The sequence below is a fragment of the Streptomyces sp. NPDC088810 genome, from assembly GCF_044750305.1.
In the GTDB taxonomy this organism is placed as follows: Bacteria; Actinomycetota; Actinomycetes; order Streptomycetales; family Streptomycetaceae; genus Streptomyces.
The window spans coordinates 203,291-225,079 of the sequence record NZ_JBIVJQ010000006.1 but is presented as its reverse complement, the minus strand read 5'-3'; the positions used below and the strand labels follow the sequence as shown (position 1 = coordinate 225,079).

The window sequence follows — 21,789 nt, the reverse complement described above, 5'->3', positions numbered from 1 at the left end:
ATTGACTCCCTTTCGTGGCGTCGGGCGACTCGGCCGACCGACTTTAACGATCACTAAAGTCAGGGTGATGGCGGCGACGATAACAGAGGATCTTTAGCGGTCGCTACAAGTGACGGTAGGCTGGGTGCATGAGCAGCGGACACAGTCAGGCCAAGACCCCGTCCAAGCGGAGCCGGCGCGCCTTCGACCGCGATCAGGCCCTGGCCGCCGCCCTGCGCGAGTTCTGGACGCACGGCTACGAGACGACGTCCGTCGCCTCCCTCACCGAGGCGATGGGGATCAACCCGCCGAGCCTGTACGCCGCCTTCGGCGACAAGCGGCAACTCTTCGACGAGGCCGTCCAGCTGTACAGGCGCACCTACGGAGCCCGCCTGCCGCAGGGCCCGGACGCCCGCTCGGCGATCAGCACGCTGCTGCGGCACATCGCCGCCGACTACACCGACCCGAGCCACCCGCCCGGCTGCATCATCATCACCGGGGCGACCAACTGCGCCCCCGGTTCACAGGACGTGAAGGACAAGCTGCGCGCGATGCGCGAGGAGACCAAGGCCTCGATCGCCGCCTGCATCCGCACCGACGTCACCGCGGGGCGGCTGCCCGCCGACACGGACGCCGACGGGCTGGCGGCCTTCTACGCGGCGGTCGTCCAGGGGATGAACCAGCAAGCGGTCGACGGGGCGTCGCGGGAGACCCTGGAGCGTGTCGTCGACGCAGCGATGGCCGCCTGGCCTGCGGGCTGACGTTCGAACTCCAACGAGCACGACATGTCCGTGGTCGACAAGCGGGGACGGTCAGGCCGGACTGAGCGCCCCCTGTACGAACCGGCTCAGGGACGCCGTGAACGCGGTGACGAAGGCGTCCCCGGCCTCCTCCGGCAGCGCCTCCAGGGACAGGTAGGGGTTGAGGTCCTCCAGTTCGACCAGCAGCAGATCGCCGTCCGGGGTGCGGCAGGCGTCGACGCGCTGGATGCCGTGGCCGAGGTCGTTCCAGTCGATGAACCGGCGGGCGAACTCCAGGTCGGCGGCGGTGGCCGCGTAGGGCTTCAGCTCCCAGCGGCGCTCGGGGTCGGGGGCGTACAGGGCGTACTGGAAGTCGTCGTCGACGAAGTAGAAGGACACCTCGTAGGCGAAGTCGACGCGGGGCTGGATCAGGATGTCCCCGGCGGCGAGTCCGGCGAGCCGGCTGCCGGGGACGACGCGCAGGCCGAGGGAGTCCGCGCCGAGCTTCGGCTTGACCACGTACTGCTCGGCGGCCGGCAGCCGGTCCACGTCCTCGGCGCGGTCGACGGTCGGTATCACCGGATAGCCCGCGGCCGTCAGGTCGAGCAGGTACTGCTTGCCGGCCATGTCCGCCTTCCCGGTGAGCGGGTTGTACACCCGGGTGCCGGTGGCGAGCGCGCGGGCGCGGAAGGCGTCGTACTCCCGCTGGTAGCCGAGGACCGGACCGCTGTTGCGGACGACCACGGCGTCGAAGCCGTCCATCAGGGCCGCCGCGTCCAGCGGATGGCACAGGGCCAGGTCGAAGTGGTCGCGCAGTCGGGAGGCGAGGTGGATGTCCTCGTCGCAGTAGCGGCGCCCGCGGGCCTGGTACGCCAGGTCCGTGACGTAGAGCAGGCGGGGGCGGGCGGCGGACATGGGGGCTCCTCGGGGCGGCGCGGGGCAAGGAAGCGCGGTGCGGGTCGTCGATGTTGCCGGCGACGGCGGAGAAAGGTTACGCCGCAGAGTGCGGCGGTTTTCGGCCACCCCCCGGCAAACGCCCGCATCCGAGGACGTCGCCCCTCACCGCTGCGGTGTTCGTATAGGTGACCGCAGAAGCACTCAGTTCCCCCGAAGTGCCACTCCTGCTGCACTGAGTGTCACGAAAGGGGGCCCGGATGCTACGTTCCCGTCCATGAGCTCCAGCAGCGCGGTGCCGGCCGCGAAGCCGCCGATCCGGGACGCCCTGGTGGGGGCGGCCTTCCGGCTCTTCCTGGAACACGGGTACGAGCAGACCACGGTGGACGACATCGTGGCCCTGGCCGGGGTCGGCCGGCGTTCGTTCTTCCGCTACTTCCCCTCCAAGGAGGACGTGGTCTTCCCCGACCACGAGCGCTGCCTGGCCGACATGACCGCGTTCCTCGCGGCGGGCGGCCCGGAGCACGATCCGGTGCGGCGGGTCTGCGACGCGGCCCGGCTGGTGCTGAGGATGTACGCCGAGAATCCGACCTTCTCCGTGCAGCGCTACCGCCTCACCCGGCAGGTGCCGGGCCTGCGCGCCTACGAGCTGTCGGTCGTGTGGCGCTATGAGCGCGCGCTCGCCGAGTATCTGCGCGCGCGGTTCGCGGGGCGGCCCGACGGGATCCTGAACGCCGACGTGATCGCGGCCGCGGTCGTCGCCGCGCACAACAACGCGCTGCGCTCGTGGCTGCGGTCGGACGGCAAGGACGACCCGGGCGCGGCGGTGGACCACGCGCTGGGATACGTGCAGCGGACGTTCGGCCGGACGGCGGCCGCCCAGGCAGCCACCCCGCCGGCGGCCGCTCCGGTGGCCGCCTCCTGGCTCGGTCCGGCCGGCACCGAGGCCGGATCGGCGCAGCCCGACGACGTGGTGGTGCTGGTCGCCCGCCGGGACGCCCCGCTGTGGCGGGTGGTGCAGGAAGTGGAGACGGCGCTCGGCCGCGGCTGATCCGCGAGCTGCAGCTGGCGCAAATTTGGGGTACGGAGTGCCTTTACGAGTGACACTCAGTGCCATACCCTGACGGCGTGCACGGTGGCACGGCAACCGCGCACACGTGTGCCCGGTCTGCGCCGGGCACGCGGGATCCGGCCGAGCGCAGGGAGTTGACCAGCGTGTACCACCACTCAGCAAGCACCTCGCATCCGGCGGCCGGTTCCGCTGCGGGTGTTCTCGATCCCGCCGCGGACTCCAAGGACGCCATCCTCTTCCAGCGCTGCACCTGGTGCGGCACCGCGATGTACCACCGGCTGCTCTGTCCGGTCTGTCAGGGCAGCGAGCTGCGCACGGAGCGCAGCGAGGGCGTCGGCACGGTCCGCCACTCCACCGTGGTGCACCGCAACACGCCCGCGGCACGCAATGTGTCGCTGATAGAGATGGCCGAGGGGTTCGTCGTACGGGGCCGGGTCATGGGCCCGCCGATCGGGATCCACAGCGGCGACCGGGTCCGGCTGTCCACCGCCAAGGACCCGGTGCGCGGTGAGCCGGTCTTCCAGCTGGTGGACGAGCCGTACCGGGCCTGGACCTGACCGGCGGGTCACCCGCGCCACAGGTCCGGGATCAACTCCCGTACGGCGACCGGTCGTCCGGTCTCGAAGGCCTGGATGGCCGCGAGGCCGACGGCGCGGGCGCAGGGTGAGCCGTACACCGCCGGCGTTCGGGGCGGCGGCCTCGCCGTGCGCGCCACCTGAACCGGCGGTGACCCGGGGGGCCGGCCGCTGCCAGCAGCTCTCCTCCGTCATGGTGGCGCCGCCCGCGTAGCGGACGAGGACGGCCATGTCGTCCTCGATGGTGACGGCGCAGTCCGTGGCGTTCGCCCGCCGTACGGCCGTAGAAGCCGAGCCGGCCGTAGCCGAAGACCTCGGCGGGCTCGTCGTCCAGCCACCAGTTGACCAGGTCGAAGTGGTGCCCGGACTTGTGCACCATGAGGCCGCCGCTGTGCCCTTTCTCGCGGGGACAGCGGCGGAAGCAGTCGGCGCCGTGCCGGACGTCGAGCAGCCACTCGAAGTGCACGGACAGCACCTCGCCGACCGCGCCGTCGGCGAGCAGCACGGTGCCCGGTTCCGACGATGGCGGCACGCAGGGGCCGCTGGGTTCGGCTCATATGGGTGGCCCTTCCCCCGCACCGGCCGTCCAGTCGTAGCAGGCGGGCGGGGATGCGCCCGGGTCCGAGGCGCGAACTCAGTTGTTCTCCGGAGCTGTTGGGGCGCCACCCGCTCCCCGATGTGATCGATCACCTCTCCTGCACGGGCAACCCACAGCCTCCGCTTTTCATCCTCCCGGGGCGAGGGGCGCCCGGGAGGGCCGGGACGCCCGTGGTCGGGGGTTCGAGGAGGAACTGTGGTCCGTGCCCGGCGCATATGGGTGACCGCCGCCGCGTTGCTCGCGGTGGCGGGAGCATCCCCGGGGGTGGCAGTCGCCCACTCCCAACCGCCCGCGAGACCAGGCCTGTCGACCGGTGACACGCCGCTGCCACCGGGGTGGCGGCTGGCCGGCGGCGGCTCGGCGCCACAGCTGGTGTGGCGGTCGCGGAAGCCGGTGCCGATGGGGGACGCGCGAGTCGAATTCCGCGCCGGGGAAGAGCTGTTGGGTGTGCCGCGGCCGGCCGCCGACGGGCACACCTTCCGGCTGCCGCTCGACGGACGGCGGGCGACCGGCCTGCGAGGGCTGGAAGTCTGGTCCGGCGGGCGGCGGTTGGACGCGGCGGAGACGGCCGGTGCCGCGTCGGCGCCCCGGTTGCCGGCCCCGCTGCCGGCGAACGGCGTGGACCCGGGCAAGCCCGGCGCGTACCGCACCAAGACCGGCGAGTACGGGCTGAAGTCGGTACGGCTGCCGAGCTTTTCGAAGCCGGTGGAGATGCGCGCGGTGGTCGTCGCGCCCGTCGGTGCCACCGGCAGGCGGCCCCTGGCCCTGTTCCTGCACGGCCGCCACTACACCTGCTACAAGGGCCGCAACGACACCAGCGGTACCTGGCCCTGCCCGGCCGGTACCAAGCCGGTGCCGAGCCACCGCGGCTATCTGCGGGACCAGAAGCTGCTCGCCTCCCAGGGCTATGTGACCGTGTCGATCTCGGCCAACGGGATCAACGGGCAGGACTTCGCGGCGGAGGACGGCGGCGCACAGGCCCGTTCGTCGCTGGTGCGGCTGCACCTGGCCCGCTGGGCCGACTGGGCCGAACACCCCGGGACCGGCCCGAAGGTGGTCCGTGAGGCGCCCCGCGCCGACCTGTCGCGGGTGCTGCTGGTCGGGCACTCGCGGGGCGGCGAGGGCGTCAACCGGGCCGCGCTCGACAGCCTCGCCGCGCCGCCCGCCGAACAGGACGGCTACCACGGGCCGGTGCGCTGGACCATCCGGGGCACCGTCCTGATCGGCCCGACCGTCTTCGGCCAGAACCCGGTGCCCGACGTGCCGTCGGTGACCATCCTGCCGGGCTGCGACGGTGACGTCTCCGACCTGCAGGGCGAGGTGTACGTCGACGGCACGCGCGGGGTCGGCAACGGTACCGCGCTGCACAGCGCGGTGTACGTGATCGGCGCCAACCACAACTTCTTCAACTCGGAGTGGACGCCCGGCCAGGCCGCGGCACCCGCCGAGGACGACTTCTACGACGAGCCGCAGCACCCGGACAAGGTGTGCGGCAAGCGGGCGGCGACCCGGCTGACCGCCGACCGGCAGCACCGGGCCGGTTCGACGTACATCGCCGCCGCGGCGCGGCTGTTCCTCGCCGGGGACGACCGGGTACGGCCGCTGCTGGACGGCTCCGGGAAGCGGGCGCCGTCTGCGGATCCGGCGCGGGTCCTCACCCACGCGGTGGGTGCCCGGCGGTCCGCCGGGTTCCTGCCGGACGGCGGGGTGTCGGTGACCGGCGGCAAGCTGTGCGCCGCGGTGGACCCGAGCCCGGCCAAGGCCTGTCTGGGGCAGGGTGCCAAGGGGGCCTCGCCGCACTTCGCGCAGTGGGAGATCGGCCGGGAGGCGGGCCGGCACGCGATCGCGCTGCACTGGACGCGCACCGGCACCCCGGCCCGGGTGACCGTGCGGAAGCCGGTGTCGCTGTCCGGCGCCAAGGCCCTCGCGCTGCGGCTGTTCGTGCCGCCGAACTCCAAGGGCACGCAGCTGGACGTGGCCCTCACCGACACCGCCGGCAAGAAGACGAAGCTCGGCCGGGTCACGCTGGACGGGCTGCCCGGCAGCAAGCGGACCGCGTCCTACTGGGCGCGGGAGATCCGGGTGCCGTTGCCGGCGGCCGGCCGCGCCGGGCTCGACCTGGGGTCGGTCAAGTCGCTCGAGCTGACGTCGCGTTCGTCGTCGGGGCGGGCCTGGCTCATGGACGCGTGGGGCTGGCGGCCGGGGACGCCGGCGGTGCGGACGGAGGCTCTGCCGCGGGTCGACATCGGCCGGACGACCGTGGACGAGGGTGACTCGGGTGTGCGCACCTACCGGGTTCCGGCGCGGGTGACGGGCCGGGGCGGCAGCGGTCAGGTCCGGGTGTACGTCATCGACCCGGCCACCGGCAAGACCACCGACCGGCTGGTGACGGTGCGTCCGGGCGGTCAGGACATCGACGTACCGGTCGAGGTCAAGGGCAACACCCGCTACGGCACCGACGTGTCGTACGACGTGCTGGTCAAGGCCGTCCGCGGTGCGGTCGTCGGTTCCTACCGGGGCGGGATCACCGTGCACGACGACGATCCGGCGCCCACGATGACCGTCACGCCCGTCGCCGGCAAGGTGACCGAGGGGCAGTCGCTGAAGTGGCGGGTGTCGCTGTCCGAGGCGGTCGACGTGGACATGGGCGTGCTGTTCGCGGCCGCACCGGCCACCGCGCCGGAAGTGTCCACCAAGGACGTCCCGGCGAGCTGGCTGCGGGAGACGAGCGGGGAGAAGCCCGACCCCGAGCGTCCGCTGTCCAAGGTGAACGGGCTCTACCTGTGGGCGGACATCCCCGCGGGGCGTACCCGCGCGGACATCGCCCTGCCGACGGTGAAGGACAGGGTGCGGGAGTCCGCGGAGTCGGTGCGGTTCCGGCAGGTCGACCTGGAGACCGGTGAGCCGCGGACCGGCGGCCTGGAGCTGACGGGTTCGGTGCTGAACGCGTCGTAGGACGCATCTCCCGGGTGGCCCTCGCTCCCCGAGGGTCACCCGGAGTGCTCAGTCGTGATGGTGCCCGGGTTTGCGAAGGTCGCCGGTCTCCATGTACACCTCCCCCTGCGCCTCCAGCTGCACCCGGAACCCGTGGACGCCGCTCGGGGGCGCGATGAAGAACGCCCCGTCGACGGTTTCCGGGGGAACCACCCGCTGGTCCGGTCCGTCGGTCCGTCCAGGGATGCCGACCCGTTCGGCCACGGCGAAGCGCTCCGCGAAGAACTTCTCCAGGGTGGCGTCGTCGTCGGGCAGCCGTTCTCCGAGCGGGTCGGTTGCGGTGCCGGGAACGGTCCGGACCGTGAGCAGTTGGTCGAAGTCGGGCGCCGCGATGATCGCGTGAGCGAGGTACAGCTGCCCTCCGCGGCCGAAGCAGAGGTAGGCGAGTTCGGCATCGTTGCGGTGCTCCGCCTGCACATCGAGTTCTGCGAAGTGCACGACGTTCCGCACGGTCGCGACGATGCGTTCGGCGAGCGGCGGGTGGTGGCCGCCCTCCCGCTCGAAGTGCCCGCAGAAGATGTCGCCGGTCATCGACGTGCGCCGTGGACCGGAGCCCAGTGGATCCAGCTCGCTCATCGGGAAGTCTTCGGGAACGAACGTGTCGTACGGTTCCCCGGGCACGCGATGCCGATGCGAGCGGACCGCCGAGGCCACGGTGTCGTCCAGGTCGACCTCCAGGACGACCTGGAAGTGGTGCGGGTACTTGAACATCGGCAGATGCGACATGTGGAAGACCTCTCCGCCGAGAAGCAGCATGCCGTGCGAGCCGAGGGTCGGGTCGCCGTCGCCGTGGTCATGAGGTCCCTGGTGCATGTCCATAGCTGCCCCTTGATCGGCGGTGATGCTGGGCGAAGGCCTTGCCGGAGCGGGAGTCGCTCTCGCTCTTCCAGGCTGTGACCAGGCAGCGGGGGACGCAACTTCGTCGTACCAGCGCGGACATCACCCTGCCGACGGTGGAGGCTTCACTCCCCGAGGGTCACCCGGATCCCGACCGTGCCGTCCGAGCCGCGCCGGAGGCGGCTGCCGAGCAGGGTGAGGCGGCCGATGACGCCGTACTTGCGGGCGATCAGCTTGCGGTAGCGGGCGGTGGTGGCCGCGTCGGTGATCTCGGCGGTGGCCGGCGTCTGGTCGCCGGTGGGGTTGCCGCGCACGTCGCAGGGGCCGACCAGGACGTCGGGGCGGCGCCGGATCCGCTTGACCTTCCAGCTGTCGGCGACCGTCCACACCCCGAGGGCGCCGCCGTCCCGGATGACCCACACCGGGGTGGCGACGGGCGTGCCGTTCTTTCGGAAGCTGGTCACCAGTAGGTACTTGCCGGAACCGAGCCGTTCGAGCCGCGTGTCGTCCATACCCGCAGTCTAGGAGGCGGCGCGCTGCGGGAGGAGGATGCATGAACTGCGCCGCGCTCGGCCCTGGGCATTGCGCTCCCTGGGCGCTTTCCACCGTACCCGAGCGTCCGCACCCAGGTCAGGTACGACAACGCCCACGCCGACGAGCGCTGGGCGTGAACCCCTGCCGCCCAGACGCCAGTTGTGCGCGAGGCGGCAGGGGGCGTGGGCAACCGAGGCAGGCCGCTGCCCGGCTACCGTTGCTCCGCATGACAGCCACCGAGATCGACATCACCGAGGACTTGATCCGGGATCTGCTGCGCGAGCAGCACCCCGACCTGGCGGATCGTCCCCTGAAGCTCGGAGCGCTCGGCTGGGACAATCAAGTGTGGCGGCTCGGCGACGACCTCGCCGTCCGGTTGCCCTGGGCGACGCGGTCCGCGGACGCGCTGCTCCGCAAGGAACACGCCTGGCTGCCCCTCCTCGCCCCGCACCTTCCTCTGCAGGTCCCCGTCCCGCAGCGTCTCGGTGAGCCCTCCGAACGGTTTCCCCGGCCCTGGCTCGTCACCACCTGGGTACCGGGCGAGCCCGCCGACCGCGCCCCCGCCACGCGCGCCGCGGAGGCGGCCGTCGCCCTTGCCGCCTTCCTGACCGCCCTCCACCGTCCCGCCCCCGAGGGGGCGCCCGAGGGCCGGGACCGCGGTGGTCCGCTGGCCGGCACAGCCGAACACTTCGCCCACGGGCTCGCCTCGGCCACCGAACTGGGGCTGATGCGCGACCCGGACGCCGTCCGCGCGGTCTGGGAAGACGCCGCCGCCGCGCCGGACTGGGCAGGCCCGAGACTGTGGCTGCACGGTGACCTGCACCCGGCCAACATCCTGACCACGAACGGCACCTTCTCCGGTGTGATCGACTTCGGCGACCTCTTCGCCGGCGACCCGGCCTGCGACCTCGCCGCCGCCTGGATCCTGCTGCCGGACGGCGCCATCGACCGCTTCCACGAGACGTACCGGCCGAGCCCGGACGCCGCGACCCTGCGCCGCGCCCGCGGCTGGGCGGTGCTGCGCGCCCTCGCCTGCCTCCACATCGGACACGCCGGCCTCCACGGCCGGCCCGGGGGCAAGCCCACCTGGGGCCCGCCCGCCCGCGCCGCACTGCGCCGCCTGACCGCAGCGGTCCACCAGTGAGCAACTACCGCGCCATGGCGCTACGTCCAGTTGTGCAGCGTCAGGGGGCCGGTGCCGTCGAGGTAGCCGAGCAGGCCGGCCCTCGGGTACTCGATGATGTCGTCAGGGAGTTCGTGCACGGGAAACCAGGTGAGCGCCAGGCACTTCTCCGGTTCCCTGTTGACGGGCTCGCCCTCCCATGCGAGAGCTTCGAAGAAGAAGCCGATCCGCTCCCCCTCGGTCTCCTGGCGGTGGTGGACGACCTGGACGAGCCGCAGATCGTGCGGGTCGACCGTGATCCCGGTTTCCTCGAGCAACTCGCGAGCGGCACCGACATGCAGCGGCTCGCCCCGGTCGAGCTTCCCGGACGGCATGTGCCACCGGCCGTAGCCGTACGGACTGCCCCGCCGGGACAACAGGATCGTGTCGCCGTCGCGGACGATGACATGGGTGTCGATGACGGGTGCAGCCGGCTGTCCGCTCATGTCTCCGTGAGGTGTCGAACGGTGATGGGGAGAGTCCGACGCTAGCGGCAGGACCGGGATGGTTCAACGATCCCTGCGGGTGGCACCCGGCGTGGTCCGCGACGCTGTGGGGCGGCGTATGTCCTCGGTGATCCGGCTTACCCGGGCCGAGAGTTCAGCAATCTGATGCGCGAGTGCTTCAAGGCTTCCCTCCGCGGGCTTTTCCTCGCCCCCGGCCTCCGCCACGACCGCGGGGGACGGGTCCGGAGACACCGGCGGTCCCGGCGGTCCCGGCGGCCCCGGCGGTCCTTGGGGGCCTGCCGGGCCCTGAGTGCCTTGGGGCCCCGGGGGCGACGGGCTTTCGATGGCCTCTTTGGCGGTGTTGGCCACAGCCTTGATCCCGAAGTACGCCGTCGTGATGGCGGTGATGGCGGTGAACGCGCTGGTGAGCAGGGGCACCACTTGTTGTGCCTGGCTCCCCGCCTTCGTGATGCCCCAGATTCCCGCGACAGCGATGGCGAGGTCGCCGGCGATGACGGCCAGGAGACCGGTCCACGACCGTGTCACGTCGGCAGGGGACTGGTCCTCGCCTTGACCGATTCCCTGACGCCTCTTCGTCGTGACCAGGAGCCAGATGACGAGGCCGACCACGACGAGGACGGCGATGAGGATCAAGACGGCCAGCAGACCCATGGGTCCCCCTCATCAGCTCCGGCCGGGTGCTCGCCGGAGCAGCGTCGATCAGGACCACTGGTCCAAGTGTCCCTCCGTAGCGTCGGATCCGCACGTCAGACGGTCTGTCCGCCCTCGTCGGAACGCCGGGACACCGCGGTGCTCGACGACGCGGTGGTGTTCAGCGCGGGAGCACCCAGCCCGGTGTCCAGGTCCCGGTGGTGTCGTGGCCGGCCGTGGCGGTGGCGAGGTGGGCGCGGAGGGTGGCCAGCGCCGGGTGGGGGTTGTCGCGGTGCCAGAGGAGCGAGTGCGGGTAGACGGGCGTCGGGCCGGTCACCGGAATGCGGCGCAGGCCGTGGCCGGCGGGCCACACGAGGCGTGTCTGCTCGCCCATGAAGGTGGCCAGGGCCGGGGTGTCGGCGATGGTGTCGAGGAGCGCGTCGGAGCCGAAGTTGGGGCCGGTCGCCTCGATGGTGAGGCCGAACTCGGCGACGAGGTCGTCGTAGTAGGCGGCCCACTCGGTACCGGGGACGATGCCGGGCATCCAGATCCGGTGCCCGGCGAGCCGGGCGAGGGGCACCGACCGGGCGCCGGCCAGGGCGTGGGCCGGGCCGGTGAGGAGCTGGAGCGGTTCGTCGAGCACCCGGACGGACTCGATGTCCTCGGGGAGCGGGCGGCCGGGCGCGGCGACGGCCCGGAAGGACGCGTCGATCTCACCGGAGCGGATCGCGGCGATGGCCGTCTCGATGTCGAACAGCCACATCACGTCGAGGTCGATCTCGGGGTGCGCGCGGTGGAAGCCGCGCATCAGGCCCGACCCCGCGCCGCGCGAGGCGATCACGTCGACGCGCAGCGGACGGCGGCCGGTGCGCACGGAGGCGACCGCGCGTTCGGCGATGCGCAGCAGCTCGCGCGCGTGGGGCAGGAACGCCTGCCCGTCGATGGTCAGCCGGGCACCGCGCGGCGTGCGGGTGAACAGGCGCACCCCCAGCTGGCGTTCCAGCGCGGCGATGCGCTTGGAGACGGCCTGCTGGGTGATCGCCAGCTCGGCGGCGGCCTCCTGGAACCGACCCGCGTCGGCGGCGGCGACGAAGGTCCGGACGGCGTCGAGGTCCATGCCGGCAGCCTACGGCCACAACGATTGGTTGTGCTCGGCGGCTCCGCGGTTGTTTGATCGCCGGGTACGGCGCTCGCTTGGATGTTTCCGATCGCGGATCGGTTGTACGGGTGAGTGGCGAGGGGCGCGTCGGACATGAAGAGCGGGTACCGGCTGGGGCGGCGGTTCGGGTGGCTCTGGGCAGCCTATGGGACCAGCGCGCTCGGCACGTGGCTCGCCTTCGGCGCCTTTCCCCTCATCGCCCTCCGGGTGCTGCACGCCGGGCCGGCCGAGGTCGCCGCGCTCTCCGCCGTGGGGACCGCCGTGGGCGCGGCCGTGGCGGTACCGCTCGGCCCGTGGGTGGAGTTCCGCCGCAAGCGGCCGGTGCTGATCGCGATGGACCTGGTGCGGTTCACGGCGCTGCTGACGATCCCCGCCGCGTTCGCGCTCGGCGCGCTCAGCTTCCTTCAGCTCCTGATGGTCTCGGTCGTCGTCGCGGCGGCCGACATCACCTTCCGCGCCGCCTCCGGCGCGTACCTGAAGACGCTGCTGCCGGCCGAGGACCTGCTCGTCGCCAATGCCCGGTTCGAGTCCACGGCCTGGTCGACCACGATCGTCGGGCCCCCGCTGGGCGGTACCGCGATCGGGCTGCTCGGCCCGGTGGTGACGGTGGTCGCCGACGCGGTCAGCTACCTGCTCTCGGCGCTGGGCATCCGCGCGACGGGCGGCCAGGAGCCCCGGCCGGAGCGCCGGGAGGCGGCGCGCATGCGGGCCGGGGACCTCCTCGACGGCTGGCGGTACATCCTTGCCGACGCGACGCTGCGTCCGCTGTTCTTCAACACCGCCTTGTTCAACGGCCTGGTGATGGCCGCCGAGCCGCTGCTGGCCGTCCTGATGCTCGGGCCGCTCGGCTTCGCACCGTGGCAGTACGGCCTCGCCTTCGCGGCGCCCTCGATCGGCGGGCTGCTCGGTTCGCGGCTGGCCCGACCTCTGGTCACCCGGTACGGGCAGCACCGGGTCCTGGTCGCGGCCGGGGCGCTGCGCGCGCTCTGGCCGGTCGGGCTGGCCTTCCTGGAGCCGGGGGCCGGAGGGCTGCTGCTGGTGATGGGCGTCGAGCTGGGGCTGATCTTCTGCTGCGGGGTCTTCAATCCCGTCTGCGCCACCTACCGCCTCGAACGCACCGCGGCCGACCGGGTCACCCGCACGCTCTCCGCCTGGCAGGTGACGACCAGGGCCTCGACCGCGCTCCTGACGGCCCTCTGGGGTTTGCTGGGCAGCCTGCTCGGCCCGCGCACGGCCATCGGCCTGGCCGGTGTGCTCCTGCTGGCCACTCCGCTCCTGCTCCCCCGCCGCACCCCCGCTCCGGAGCCGGCCGCCGGTCGCACCTGACACAGCAGCACGTGATCGGTCTGCACCGCGCTTCCCCCGGGGCCTGTGCCGCAGGGCCGCTGTGCGCTGCCGTCGGCCGGCGCGGTGCGGCATGCTGGTCCTGAGGCTCGGGACGAAGGGCTGTGGTGTGGGCGGAGACGGGGCCGGCGCGGTGCACGAAGCGCGGGAGGCGGTGGCGGAGGGCCGCTCGCGGGAGGTGGCCTGCGACGAGTCGGGGTCGGACGGGGAGAACCTGGCCGGCGGGAACACCGAGGTGTTCGCGCACGCGAGCGTGGCCCTGCCGGTGGATGTGGCCGCGGAGTGCGTCGGGGAGATCCGGCGCCGGATCCGTTCGCCCGCCGAGGAGTACAAGGCCGGCCACCTGCTGCGCGAGAAGCACCGGGCGGTGCTGGTGTGGCTGCTGGCCGAGGGCGGGCCGGTCCACGGGCGGGCCCATGTGCATCTGACCGAGAAGGCGTTCCTCCTCGTGGACCGGGTCGTCGGGCTGCTGTCCGCGGACCCGGCGGACGCCGTCGCGCTGTACCGGCAGGGGCCGGAGGTCTTCGGTGCCGCGGCCTGGCGGGAGTTCCTGGTGGCCGCGAACAGCCTGCTGCGGGTGCGCCCCGGCGGGGCGGGGGACGCGGGCGGGCAGGCGTTCTTCGCGGCCGTCGACACGCTCGTGCGGGCGGCTCCCGGATCCGAGGCCGCGGGGATTCTGCGCCGGCTGGCCGCGCACCGGGCGGCGGCCGAGGCCTACCGGACCCGGATGCGGGCCGTCCCGGCGCTCTTCCCGATGCTCAATCCGTTGTTCCCGGCGATCCGGCAGACGGCCGCACACTGGAGCGCGGACGGGCGGCCGGTGCTGCTCGTGCACGACCAGCAGAACGCCCTGACGCCGGGGCGGATCGCCCGGATCGTGCAGTCCGCCCGGCGGGACGGGATCGCGCTCGGCGGGCTGCGGCTGGTGGACTCCCGGGACGACGCCCGGGTGCAGATCGCCGACTTCCTGGCCGGGGTCGCCCGGAGGATCGCCTCCGACGAGCTGGCCGGCAGCGGTGACCCGGAGCTGACGGCGTGCCTGCGGCCGTACGTGGGGGCGCAGTCGGTGTGGGGCGACGCGGGCAGCTGGGCCCGGCTCGCTCCGGCGGTGGAAAACCCGGGGCGGTCGGTGGAGATCAACTCGGGCGTCTAGATTGCGTCTTGCACGGTGTATCTCTTCATTCATCAGGTATCCAGGAGCTGACCCAAGTGACCGACAACCCGGCAGCCACCAACGACGTGGCCGTGTCACTGCGCGCCCGCATCAACACCGGCCAGCCGCACACCGCCCGGATCTGGAACTACTGGCTCGGCGGCAAGGACAACTACGAGGTCGACCGCGCGGCCGGCGACCAGATCCGCCAACTGCACCCGGGCATCGGGGAGTACGCGCGCGCCGACCGGCTCTTCCTCGGCCGCGCCGTGCGTCACCTGGTCCGCGAGGTGGGCATCCGGCAGTTCCTGGACATCGGTACCGGGCTGCCCACCGCCGACAACACGCACGAGGTGGCGCAGCGGATCGCGCCGGAGTCCCGGATCGTGTACGTCGACAACGACCCGCTGGTCCTGGCGCACGCGCGGGCCCTGCTGACCAGCACGCCGGAAGGCCGTACCGACTACCTGGACGAGGACCTGCGCAATGTCGACGCGATCCTCGAACACGCGGCGAAGACGCTGGACTTCAGCGAGCCGGTGGCGCTGATGCTGCTCGGCGTGGTCATCTTCATCGGTGACGAGGAGGACCCGTACGGTCTGGTGCGGCGGTTGACGGACCGGCTGCCGGCGGGCAGCCATCTGGTGCTGTCGCACACCGTCACCAGCCCGTCGATGCCGGACGTGGACGAGGCGGTGAAGTTCTGGAACGAGCACGGCACTCCGAAGCTCACGCAGCGCACGCCCGAGGACGTGGCCCGGTTCTTCGACGGTCTGGAGCTGCTGGAGCCGGGTGTGGTGTCGTGCTCGCGGTGGCGCCCGGAGGACGCGGCCGGTGCCGAGCCGGAGGAGGTCGCCATGTTCGGCGGGGTGGCCCGGAAGATCTGAGCCCTGCCGTCGGTGAACGCCGCCGCCCAAGGGCCCGTATGGAAGTGCGGGCCCTCGACGATCCGAGGGCTCCGCGGTGCCTGTGGGGGCAGCGCGCGTTCGGGTTCGGCTTCGGGAGCCATGCATGCGGCACGCACGACGACGGGTCGTCCGGCGAGTGACACGGCTGGCGGCGGTCGGCGGACTCCTCCTGGGGGGCGCCATGGTCGCCCAGGCGGCCATGGCGAGCGAGCCTCCGCCCGCCTCCGCCCGACCGTTCGCCGCCACGGACGACCCCGGTGCCGCGCTGGTGGCGCGGCTCGGCACGGCCCGTACGGCGGGCAACTGGATCGGCGCGGACGGGCGTCCGGTCGTCGCGGTGACCGACGAGGCGGCGGCGCGGGCGGTGCGGCGGGCCGGGGCCGAGGCGAAGATGGTGTCGCACAGCATGAACGAGCTGAAGTCGGCGACGGCCACGCTGCGTTCGGCGCCGCGGGTGCCGGGCACGGCCTGGGCGGTGGACTACCGGACGAACCAGGTCGTGGTGCGGGCGGACCGCACGGTGTCCGCCGGCGACTGGTCCCGGCTGACCGGGATCGCCGCGAAGATCGGCGACTTCGTGCACATGGAGCGGACGAAGGGCACGTTCACCACGCGGCTGAACGGAGCCCAGCCGATCCTGTCGACGGGCGGTCGCTGCTCGGCGGGGTTCAACGTCACCAACGGCCGGTCGGACTTCATCCTCACGGCCGGGCACTGCGGGCCGGCCGGGTCCACCTGGTTCGCCGACAACCAGGGCGACCAACAGCTCGGTGCGACGGTGAACAGCTCCTTCCCGGGCAGTGACTTCTCGCTCGTGCAGTACACCGCGGGCAAGGCCGGTGCGGGCGCCGACGTCGTCGCGATCGGCGGCGGCAAGGGGGTGCGGATCACGGGGGCCGCCGATCCGGCGGTCGGGCAGCGGGTGTTCCGCAGCGGCAGTACCAGCGGTCTGCACGACGGGCAGGTCACCGCGCTGAACGCGACGGTCAACTACCCGGAGGGGACGGTCACCGGGCTCATCGAGACCACGGTGTGCGCCGAACCGGGCGACAGCGGCGGCCCGCTGTTCTCCGAGGGCATCGCGCTCGGCGTCACCTCGGGCGGCAACGGCGACTGCACGACGGGCGGTACGACGTTCTTCCAGCCGGTGACCAAGGCGCTGACGGCGCTCGGGGTCCAGCTGATCGTGTCGGCGCAGAACGCGGGCGGCGCCCCGGGCGGCACCCCCTCCCCCGCGTCGTCGGCGCCCGGAAACCAGGGCGCGGCGGCCCCCAGCGCGGCCTCGCCGGGCTCCTCGGCTCCGGTGACGGGCGCGTCGGAGGGCAGCACCCTGCTGGCACGGCTGACGGACACCCGGAACGTCGGGCCCGGGCTGCTGGTCATCGCGGGCAGTCTGATCGCGCTGGTCGCGACCCGGTTCATCCGGGCCGAGCAGGACCGCAAGGCGTATCAGCGGTACTACTCGGCGACGTGGGGCTGACGGAACGGCCGGGGTACGACGAGAAGGGCACCCGTGTGCTCACGGGTGCCCCGGACGGTTCGGCGTGGTGTGCGCGGGGTCGGTCAGGCCGCCCGGCGCGCCCGCGGGGCCGCGGCGGCCCACTCCATCACGAGGCGCTGGTACTCCGCGCGCTGCTCGGTGGTCAGTGTCCCGCCCGACCGGCGCCACAGGGCCCGGATCTCCTCGTTGACCTCCGCGGCCGATCGCTCGGAGACGGCTGCAACAGTGGTGGACATGCTGTGAAGCATATGCCGAGCTACGTGAAGGCGCTGTGAGTAAGTGCGCAGGAATGCGGACATTTCGGACCGTGTTACTCATCACGTCAATGTGTCAACCGGAGGCAGGAGTTCATTCCGCCCGCGTTCACCTCGCGCCCGTACACGCCGCGGCCACCGCCAGGGCGGCCGCCCGCTCCGCCCTGCCGCGCATCGTCGCGCACGAGTCGGCGCGGCAGGGCGGAGTGCCCGGGCTCAGGTGCCCGGCTTGCGGCCGTAGACGAAGACGTCGTCCCCGGTCCTCAGCAGCGACCAGTACTTCTTGGCGTCCTTGGTGGTCATGTTGACGCAGCCGTGCGAACCCGGCGGGTTCCACATGCTCAGGCCCACCGAGTGGAAGGCCTGGCCGCCGTCGAAGAACTGGCTGTACGGCATCGGCACGTCGTAGATGGTCGAGCGGTGGTCGATGTCCCGCCAGTAGATCTTCTTCAGGCCGGTGCGGGTCTCGTAGCCGTCGCGTCCGGTGCGCACCGGCACCGGGCCGTACACCAGCCGGTTGCCGTCCTGGATCCAGCTGAGCTGGAGCGTGAGGTTCACGCAGGCGATCCGGCCCTTGTTCACCGGGCACTTGCCGTCCTTGTTCGGCTTGTTCCCGACGGCCTTCTGCTTGTTCATGAGGTCCATCACGCCCCATGTCACAGGGCCGGCGTAGCCGATGTTCGGCATGATGCCGTGTTTGGTCTGGAAGGCCTGGACGGCCTTGCAGTCGGCGGCGGACTGCTTGCCGTCGACCGGCCGGCCCAGGAACTTCTCCACCTGCTTCTGGTACGGCCCCGTCCGCGTGGTGCAGCTCGCGGCCTGGGCCGGCGTCGCGGTCAGCGCGAGCGCGAGCGGCGCCACCAGTCCCGTGACGCCCAGCGCGACCACGCCTCGTCTGCGTATGACCCCCATGCGACCTCGTCCCCTTCCCCTTTTTGTCCCGTTCGTTCGCCCGGGCCTCCCCGGCCCTCTCCGGCGCGGTTCCCGCGGTCTCGGACTACTAGACCCGGTCGGGCAGGCCAGGGTTGTGGTTCCGGTCAGGCTGTGACGAAACGGTGAACTTCAGGCCGTACGGCACTCAGGGCGTCCAGCACTCCCGCAGCAGCCCGACCGCCCGGGTCAGGGTCTCGGGTGTCGCGGTGAACGGCAGGCGCAGATGGCGGGTCAGGGTGGTGCGGTCGGCGGTGAAGCGGGGTCCCGGGGTGATCGCGAGGCCGCGTGCGGCGGCCCTGGCCGCGAGGTCGGTGGCGTGCGGGCCTGCGTCGCCCAGGTGCAGCCAGAGGGTCAGCCCGCCCGCCGGGACGGTGTACGTCCATCCCGTGCCGGCGAGCAGCGCGACGAGGTGGTCGCGCTGGGTGCGCAGCCGTGCGCGCCGGTCGGCGAGCAGCGCGGGGAGCGGCGCGCCGAGGAGTTCGGCGGCGATGAGCTGTTCCAGGGGCGGCGGTGACAGCTGGCCCTGCAGCGGGGAGAGCCGCAGGTGTCGTACGAGGTCCGCGGTGGCCCGGATCCAGCCGACCCTGAGGCCGCTCCACAGGGTCTTGCTCGCGGAGCCGATCTGGATCACCCGTGCCCCGGCGAGGTGGGGTTCGGTGCCGGGCGGTGTTCTCAGATCCAGGTCGCGCATGGTCTCGTCGGCGAGGACGGTCAGCCCGTGGCGGTCGGCGAGCGCGGCGAGCGTGCGGCGGACGGCGGCGTCCATGTGGGCGCCGGTCGGGTTGTGGAAGTCGGGGACCAGGTAGGCGAGCCGGGGGCGGTGCCGGCGTACGGCGGCGGTGAGGTGCTCCAGGTCCCAGCCGGCCGGGGCCGACACGGGGACCGGCAGCAGGCGGGCCCGGCGGGCGCGCAGCACCGCGAGGGCGCCCGGGTAGGCGGGGTTCTCCACCACCACGGGTGCCCTGCGGTCGGTGTGCAGGTGGTCCAGGAGCAGGGTGAGGGCGGCCTGGGCGCCGGCGGTGACCAGGATCTGCTCGGGGCGGGTGGCGAGGCCGGCGCGGGTGTAGCGGTCCGCGATCAGTTCGCGGAGCCGGGGCAGGCCGGCCGTGGCGACGCCGGAGTCGACCAGCAGGGGCGCGCTGCGTTCGACGGCGCGGGCGAGGGCGGCGCGGTAGGCCTCGTGGGGCGCGGCGGTCACCGCGAGGGTGAGGTCCAGGCCGGCGTCGGGGGCGCCGCCCCGGTCCAGGGACCAGGGGGTGGTGCGCTCGGTGAGGCGGGCGGGCAGGCGTACGGCGCTGCCGCTGCCGTGCCGGGTGTGCAGCCAGCCGTCGGCGCGCAGCAGGCCGAGCGCGGCGACCACGGTGCCGCGGCTGAGGCGCAGGGTGCGGGCCAGTTCCCGTTCCGAGGGCAGCCGGGTGCCGGCCGGGAGCCGGCCGTCGACCACGGCGTCGCGCACCGCCGCGGCGAGGGTGCGGGCGAGGGGTCCGGGGCGGCCGCGCCAGTCGCCGAGCGCGGCGACGAATCCTGTGTCCACCGGTCCAGTCTCGCTGGTCCAGTTGTGGTGAAGTGGACCAGGTGGACCAGGTCCGCTGCGGTCTACCCTGCGGCGCATGCACCGTACTCTCGCCGATGATCTCTCCCGGCTCCCGGAACTGCTGCAGGCCGCCCGCGATCTCGCCGTGCGGGAGGTGGCGGGGCTGGCCGAGCGGCCGGTCGCCGCGCCCGGGCCCCCGTCCGGGCGGGCCCCGCTCCCGGACGGGGGCGCGGGCGGCGACGGCGCCCTCGCCCGGTTCGCCGAGCGGTGGGCGCCCGGCTTCTCCGGTTCCGCCGGCCCGCGCTACCTCGGCTTCGTCACCGGCGGCGCGACGCCCGCGGCCGTCGCCGGGGACTGGCTGACGTCCGCGTTCGACCAGAACCTGTCCGGGGCGGGCGGGTCCTGGGCGCAGGAGCTGGAGCGGGAGACCGTGGCGTGGCTGCGCGAGCTGTTCGGGCTGGGCGAGGCGCACAGCGGGGCGTTCGTGACGGGCGCGACCATGTCCAACACGGTCGGTCTGGCGATCGGCCGGGAGTGGGCCGGCGAGCGGCTGGGCGTGGACGTCTCCCGGGCCGGCGCCGCCGCGCTGGGCCCGCTCGACGTGCTCTCCGGCAGCCCGCACTCCAGCATCACGAAGGCGATGTCGGTGCTGGGCCTGGGCCGGGACCGGCTGCGGCAGGTGCCGCTGCTGCCCGGCAACCGGGAGGCCGTCGACGTGGCCGCGCTGGAGGCGGCGCTGGCCGAGCGGGCCGGCCGGCCGGTGATCGTCGTCGCGAACGCGGGCACCGTGAACACCGTCGACTTCGACGATCTGCGGGCGATCGCGGCGCTGAAGGAACGGTACGACTTCTGGCTGCACGTCGACGCGGCGTTCGGTGCCTTCGCCGCACTCTCCCCGGAGCACGCCGCGCTGGTCGACGGGCTGGACGCGGCCGACTCGGTCTGCGTGGACCTGCACAAGTGGCTCAACGTCCCGTATGACGCGGCCGTCCAGTTCACCCGGCGGCGCGATCTGCAGGTGGCGGTGTTCCACAACGCCTCGCCGTATCTGGGCGGGCCCGAGGGCGAACCGGACTTCCTGCACCTGACCCCGGAGAACTCACGCCGGCTGCGGGCCCTGCCGGCCTGGTTCTCGCTGGTGGCCTACGGGCGGGCCGGGCACCGGGAGATCGTGGAGCGCGGGGTGGCCCTGGCACGCCGGCTCGGCGCGGGCGTCGACGCGCTGCCGGGCCTGCGCCTGCTGGCCCCGGTCCGGCTCAACGTGGTCTGCTTCACGCTCGCCGGGGACCCGTCGCCGCAGCGGGTGGCGGCGCTGGCCCGGGCGGTCGCGGACTCCGGGGAGGCGTTCGTGACCCCGACGGTGTACGGCGGGGTGCCCGGGCTGCGCGCGGCGTTCAGCAACTGGCGCACCACCGAGGCCGACACCGACCGGGTGCTCCGGGCGCTGGCGGCGGCCTCGGGCTGACGGTCAGCCGGAGCGTCGTACGGCCGTGTGGAAGCCGGTGTCGACGGCGGTGAGGCCGCCGTCGACGACGAGGCTGGTGCCGGTGATCCAGGCGGCGTCGCGGGAGGCGAGGAAGGCGACCGCGGCGGCGATGTCCTCCGGCTCGCCGACCCGGCCCAGCGGGTACAGGGCACGGACGGCGTCCAGGTCGCCGTCGCGCCCTTCCCAGGCCGAGGTGCGGACCGTGCCCGGCACCACGAGGTTGACCCGGACGCCCCGGGCCGCCGCGTGCCCGGCGAGGGTCCGGGTGAGCGAGCCGAGGCCGGCCTTGGCGGCGCTGTAGGCGTGGTTGCCGAAGTCCCGCAGGCCGTTGACGGAGCCGATGCTCACGATCGCCCCGCGTCCGGAGGCGGCGAGGTGCGGCAGCGCGGCGCGGCAGCAGCGGTGGGCGCCGGTGAGGGTGACGTCGAGGTCGCGGGCCCATGCCTCGTCGGGGTCGTCCTCGTAGCGCGGGACGTCCGGTGTGCAGTGGGCGGCGCTGTTGACCAGTACGTCGAGCGAGCCGAACACCGTGACGGCGCGGGCGACGGCCGCCTCGACGGCGGCGCGGTCGGCCACGTCGCAGGCGAACGCCTCGGCGGCCAGGCCCTGGCCGCGCAGCGCGGCGGCGGTCCGCTCGGCCTCGGGCAGGTCCCGGTCGGTCACCAGCACCCGGCCGCCCTCCTCGGCGAGCCGCCGGGCGACGGCCGCGCCGATGCCGCGGGCGCCGCCGGTGACGAGAACTCCGTGTCCTGCGAAGCGAGTCGGATCAGTCATGGCCCGACGGTACGGCTCCGCGGGCGCCCACCCCCACGAGTACGCGCTGATCTACGGCTCACCCGTGCCCGGCTACTCCGCCCCCCAGACCACCGTCCGGGCCGCCTCCCGTGTCGGTCTGGCCCTCATCGGCATCCTCCGGGACGCCCACCGCAGCCCCGGGGGCCTGGCCACCTGCCGCTCCCCGCCGCCCTGCGGCCCGAGGCCGAGCGGATGGCCGCCGACCTCGCCCCCGATCTGCCGGCCCAGGCGGCCGCCCGG

General features: G+C 73.3%; 21 protein-coding genes and 1 pseudogene. 11 read left to right on the top strand and 11 right to left on the bottom strand.

The features are described from left to right. Positions 1-128: 128 nt before the first annotated feature. The gene (locus ACIP4Y_RS21290) at positions 129-740 is read left to right on the top strand and encodes a TetR/AcrR family transcriptional regulator (protein ID WP_401395643.1); all 612 of its coding nucleotides are present in this window, start codon (positions 129-131) and stop codon (positions 738-740) included. A 51-nt stretch (positions 741-791) separates the two neighbouring features. Here ACIP4Y_RS21290 and ACIP4Y_RS21285 read toward each other — a convergent pair whose 3' ends face one another. Further along, positions 792-1,634, bottom strand: a complete 843-nt coding sequence (locus tag ACIP4Y_RS21285; RefSeq protein ID WP_401395641.1) for a hypothetical protein — start codon at positions 1,632-1,634, stop codon at positions 792-794. A 256-nt stretch (positions 1,635-1,890) separates the two neighbouring features. Here ACIP4Y_RS21285 and ACIP4Y_RS21280 point away from each other — a divergent pair, with 256 nt between their 5' ends. Then, on the top strand, positions 1,891-2,664 hold the full coding sequence (locus tag ACIP4Y_RS21280; RefSeq protein WP_401395638.1) for a TetR family transcriptional regulator: 774 nt from the start codon (positions 1,891-1,893) through the stop codon (positions 2,662-2,664). Between the two features lie 164 nt (positions 2,665-2,828). After that, positions 2,829-3,242, top strand: coding sequence for a zinc ribbon domain-containing protein (locus ACIP4Y_RS21275; protein WP_358643685.1), 414 nt, complete (start codon positions 2,829-2,831; stop codon positions 3,240-3,242). 31 nt (positions 3,243-3,273) lie between these two features. Here the strand turns inward: ACIP4Y_RS21275 and ACIP4Y_RS21270 are convergent, their stop codons facing one another. After that, positions 3,274-3,792 carry a Gfo/Idh/MocA family oxidoreductase gene (locus ACIP4Y_RS21270; RefSeq protein ID WP_401395635.1) on the bottom strand — a complete coding sequence of 173 codons (519 nt, stop codon included), beginning with the start codon at positions 3,790-3,792 and terminating at the stop codon, positions 3,274-3,276. A 261-nt stretch (positions 3,793-4,053) separates the two neighbouring features. Here ACIP4Y_RS21270 and ACIP4Y_RS21265 point away from each other — a divergent pair, with 261 nt between their 5' ends. Continuing rightward, entirely contained in the window at positions 4,054-6,813 is a 2,760-nt protein-coding gene (locus ACIP4Y_RS21265; protein ID WP_401395633.1) for an alpha/beta hydrolase family protein, read from the top strand. Positions 6,814-6,861: 48 nt separating this feature from the next. On the opposite strand, the gene ACIP4Y_RS21260 is transcribed toward ACIP4Y_RS21265, so the two are convergent. Continuing rightward, a complete protein-coding gene (locus ACIP4Y_RS21260) occupies positions 6,862-7,671 on the bottom strand; it encodes a hypothetical protein (RefSeq protein ID WP_401395630.1) in 810 nt (269 codons plus the stop codon). A gap of 143 nt (positions 7,672-7,814) precedes the next feature. Continuing rightward, entirely contained in the window at positions 7,815-8,201 is a 387-nt protein-coding gene (locus ACIP4Y_RS21255) for a PPOX class F420-dependent oxidoreductase (protein ID WP_401395627.1), read from the bottom strand. 248 nt (positions 8,202-8,449) lie between these two features. Here ACIP4Y_RS21255 and ACIP4Y_RS21250 point away from each other — a divergent pair, with 248 nt between their 5' ends. Beyond that, entirely contained in the window at positions 8,450-9,367 is a 918-nt protein-coding gene (locus ACIP4Y_RS21250) for an aminoglycoside phosphotransferase family protein (protein ID WP_401395624.1), read from the top strand. A gap of 20 nt (positions 9,368-9,387) precedes the next feature. Here ACIP4Y_RS21250 and ACIP4Y_RS21245 read toward each other — a convergent pair whose 3' ends face one another. The 3 genes from ACIP4Y_RS21245 to ACIP4Y_RS21235 all read right to left on the bottom strand — a co-directional run bounded on the left by ACIP4Y_RS21245 (position 9,388) and on the right by ACIP4Y_RS21235 (position 11,599). Then, a complete protein-coding gene (locus ACIP4Y_RS21245; RefSeq protein WP_401395621.1) occupies positions 9,388-9,831 on the bottom strand; it encodes an NUDIX domain-containing protein in 444 nt (147 codons plus the stop codon). A 63-nt stretch (positions 9,832-9,894) separates the two neighbouring features. After that, the gene (locus ACIP4Y_RS21240) at positions 9,895-10,503 is read right to left on the bottom strand and encodes a hypothetical protein (protein WP_401395618.1); all 609 of its coding nucleotides are present in this window, start codon (positions 10,501-10,503) and stop codon (positions 9,895-9,897) included. Between the two features lie 160 nt (positions 10,504-10,663). After that, complete coding sequence (locus ACIP4Y_RS21235) at positions 10,664-11,599, bottom strand: LysR family transcriptional regulator (RefSeq protein ID WP_401395615.1); 936 nt, start codon at positions 11,597-11,599, stop codon at positions 10,664-10,666. 135 nt (positions 11,600-11,734) lie between these two features. Here ACIP4Y_RS21235 and ACIP4Y_RS21230 point away from each other — a divergent pair, with 135 nt between their 5' ends. From ACIP4Y_RS21230 to ACIP4Y_RS21215, 4 genes are all read left to right on the top strand, one after another. Next, complete coding sequence (locus tag ACIP4Y_RS21230) at positions 11,735-12,967, top strand: MFS transporter (protein ID WP_401395613.1); 1,233 nt, start codon at positions 11,735-11,737, stop codon at positions 12,965-12,967. Between the two features lie 127 nt (positions 12,968-13,094). Continuing rightward, entirely contained in the window at positions 13,095-14,138 is a 1,044-nt protein-coding gene (locus tag ACIP4Y_RS21225) for a hypothetical protein (RefSeq protein WP_401395610.1), read from the top strand. Positions 14,139-14,194: 56 nt separating this feature from the next. Continuing rightward, positions 14,195-15,025 carry an SAM-dependent methyltransferase gene (locus ACIP4Y_RS21220; RefSeq protein ID WP_401395607.1) on the top strand — a complete coding sequence of 277 codons (831 nt, stop codon included), beginning with the start codon at positions 14,195-14,197 and terminating at the stop codon, positions 15,023-15,025. 124 nt (positions 15,026-15,149) lie between these two features. Further along, positions 15,150-16,526, top strand: coding sequence for a S1 family peptidase (locus ACIP4Y_RS21215; RefSeq protein WP_401395605.1), 1,377 nt, complete (start codon positions 15,150-15,152; stop codon positions 16,524-16,526). Between the two features lie 83 nt (positions 16,527-16,609). Here ACIP4Y_RS21215 and ACIP4Y_RS21210 read toward each other — a convergent pair whose 3' ends face one another. The 3 genes from ACIP4Y_RS21210 to ACIP4Y_RS21200 all read right to left on the bottom strand — a co-directional run bounded on the left by ACIP4Y_RS21210 (position 16,610) and on the right by ACIP4Y_RS21200 (position 19,268). Next, positions 16,610-16,795, bottom strand: a complete 186-nt coding sequence (locus tag ACIP4Y_RS21210) for a hypothetical protein (RefSeq protein WP_358643663.1) — start codon at positions 16,793-16,795, stop codon at positions 16,610-16,612. A 222-nt stretch (positions 16,796-17,017) separates the two neighbouring features. After that, positions 17,018-17,713, bottom strand: coding sequence for a L,D-transpeptidase (locus ACIP4Y_RS21205; protein WP_358643661.1), 696 nt, complete (start codon positions 17,711-17,713; stop codon positions 17,018-17,020). A gap of 166 nt (positions 17,714-17,879) precedes the next feature. After that, complete coding sequence (locus ACIP4Y_RS21200) at positions 17,880-19,268, bottom strand: PLP-dependent aminotransferase family protein (protein ID WP_401395601.1); 1,389 nt, start codon at positions 19,266-19,268, stop codon at positions 17,880-17,882. A 76-nt stretch (positions 19,269-19,344) separates the two neighbouring features. On the opposite strand from ACIP4Y_RS21200, the gene ACIP4Y_RS21195 reads away from it, so the two are divergent. Beyond that, complete coding sequence (locus ACIP4Y_RS21195; RefSeq protein ID WP_401395598.1) at positions 19,345-20,733, top strand: pyridoxal phosphate-dependent decarboxylase family protein; 1,389 nt, start codon at positions 19,345-19,347, stop codon at positions 20,731-20,733. A gap of 3 nt (positions 20,734-20,736) precedes the next feature. Here ACIP4Y_RS21195 and ACIP4Y_RS21190 read toward each other — a convergent pair whose 3' ends face one another. Then, a complete protein-coding gene (locus tag ACIP4Y_RS21190) occupies positions 20,737-21,528 on the bottom strand; it encodes an SDR family NAD(P)-dependent oxidoreductase (RefSeq protein ID WP_401395595.1) in 792 nt (263 codons plus the stop codon). Positions 21,529-21,553: 25 nt separating this feature from the next. On the opposite strand from ACIP4Y_RS21190, the pseudogene ACIP4Y_RS21185 reads away from it, so the two are divergent. Continuing rightward, a pseudogene (locus ACIP4Y_RS21185) lies at positions 21,554-21,786 on the top strand (TetR-like C-terminal domain-containing protein); the annotation flags it as partial. Between the last annotated feature and the right edge of the window lie 3 nt (positions 21,787-21,789).

What these genes read in the sequence shown, in the direction of transcription:
- ACIP4Y_RS21290 (WP_401395643.1), top strand. Translation starts at nt 129, where the DNA reads ATGAGCAGCGGACACAGTCAGGCCAAGACCCCGTCCAAGCGGAGCCGG.
- ACIP4Y_RS21285 (WP_401395641.1), bottom strand. Translation starts at nt 1,634, where the DNA reads ATGTCCGCCGCCCGCCCCCGCCTGCTCTACGTCACGGACCTGGCGTAC.
- ACIP4Y_RS21280 (WP_401395638.1), top strand. Translation starts at nt 1,891, where the DNA reads ATGAGCTCCAGCAGCGCGGTGCCGGCCGCGAAGCCGCCGATCCGGGAC.
- ACIP4Y_RS21260 (WP_401395630.1), bottom strand. Translation starts at nt 7,671, where the DNA reads ATGGACATGCACCAGGGACCTCATGACCACGGCGACGGCGACCCGACC.
- ACIP4Y_RS21255 (WP_401395627.1), bottom strand. Translation starts at nt 8,201, where the DNA reads ATGGACGACACGCGGCTCGAACGGCTCGGTTCCGGCAAGTACCTACTG.
- ACIP4Y_RS21250 (WP_401395624.1), top strand. Translation starts at nt 8,450, where the DNA reads ATGACAGCCACCGAGATCGACATCACCGAGGACTTGATCCGGGATCTG.
- ACIP4Y_RS21245 (WP_401395621.1), bottom strand. Translation starts at nt 9,831, where the DNA reads ATGAGCGGACAGCCGGCTGCACCCGTCATCGACACCCATGTCATCGTC.
- ACIP4Y_RS21240 (WP_401395618.1), bottom strand. Translation starts at nt 10,503, where the DNA reads ATGGGTCTGCTGGCCGTCTTGATCCTCATCGCCGTCCTCGTCGTGGTC.
- ACIP4Y_RS21235 (WP_401395615.1), bottom strand. Translation starts at nt 11,599, where the DNA reads ATGGACCTCGACGCCGTCCGGACCTTCGTCGCCGCCGCCGACGCGGGT.
- ACIP4Y_RS21230 (WP_401395613.1), top strand. Translation starts at nt 11,735, where the DNA reads ATGAAGAGCGGGTACCGGCTGGGGCGGCGGTTCGGGTGGCTCTGGGCA.
- ACIP4Y_RS21215 (WP_401395605.1), top strand. Translation starts at nt 15,150, where the DNA reads ATGCGGCACGCACGACGACGGGTCGTCCGGCGAGTGACACGGCTGGCG.
- ACIP4Y_RS21210 (WP_358643663.1), bottom strand. Translation starts at nt 16,795, where the DNA reads ATGCTTCACAGCATGTCCACCACTGTTGCAGCCGTCTCCGAGCGATCG.
- ACIP4Y_RS21205 (WP_358643661.1), bottom strand. Translation starts at nt 17,713, where the DNA reads ATGGGGGTCATACGCAGACGAGGCGTGGTCGCGCTGGGCGTCACGGGA.
- ACIP4Y_RS21195 (WP_401395598.1), top strand. Translation starts at nt 19,345, where the DNA reads ATGCACCGTACTCTCGCCGATGATCTCTCCCGGCTCCCGGAACTGCTG.
- ACIP4Y_RS21190 (WP_401395595.1), bottom strand. Translation starts at nt 21,528, where the DNA reads ATGACTGATCCGACTCGCTTCGCAGGACACGGAGTTCTCGTCACCGGC.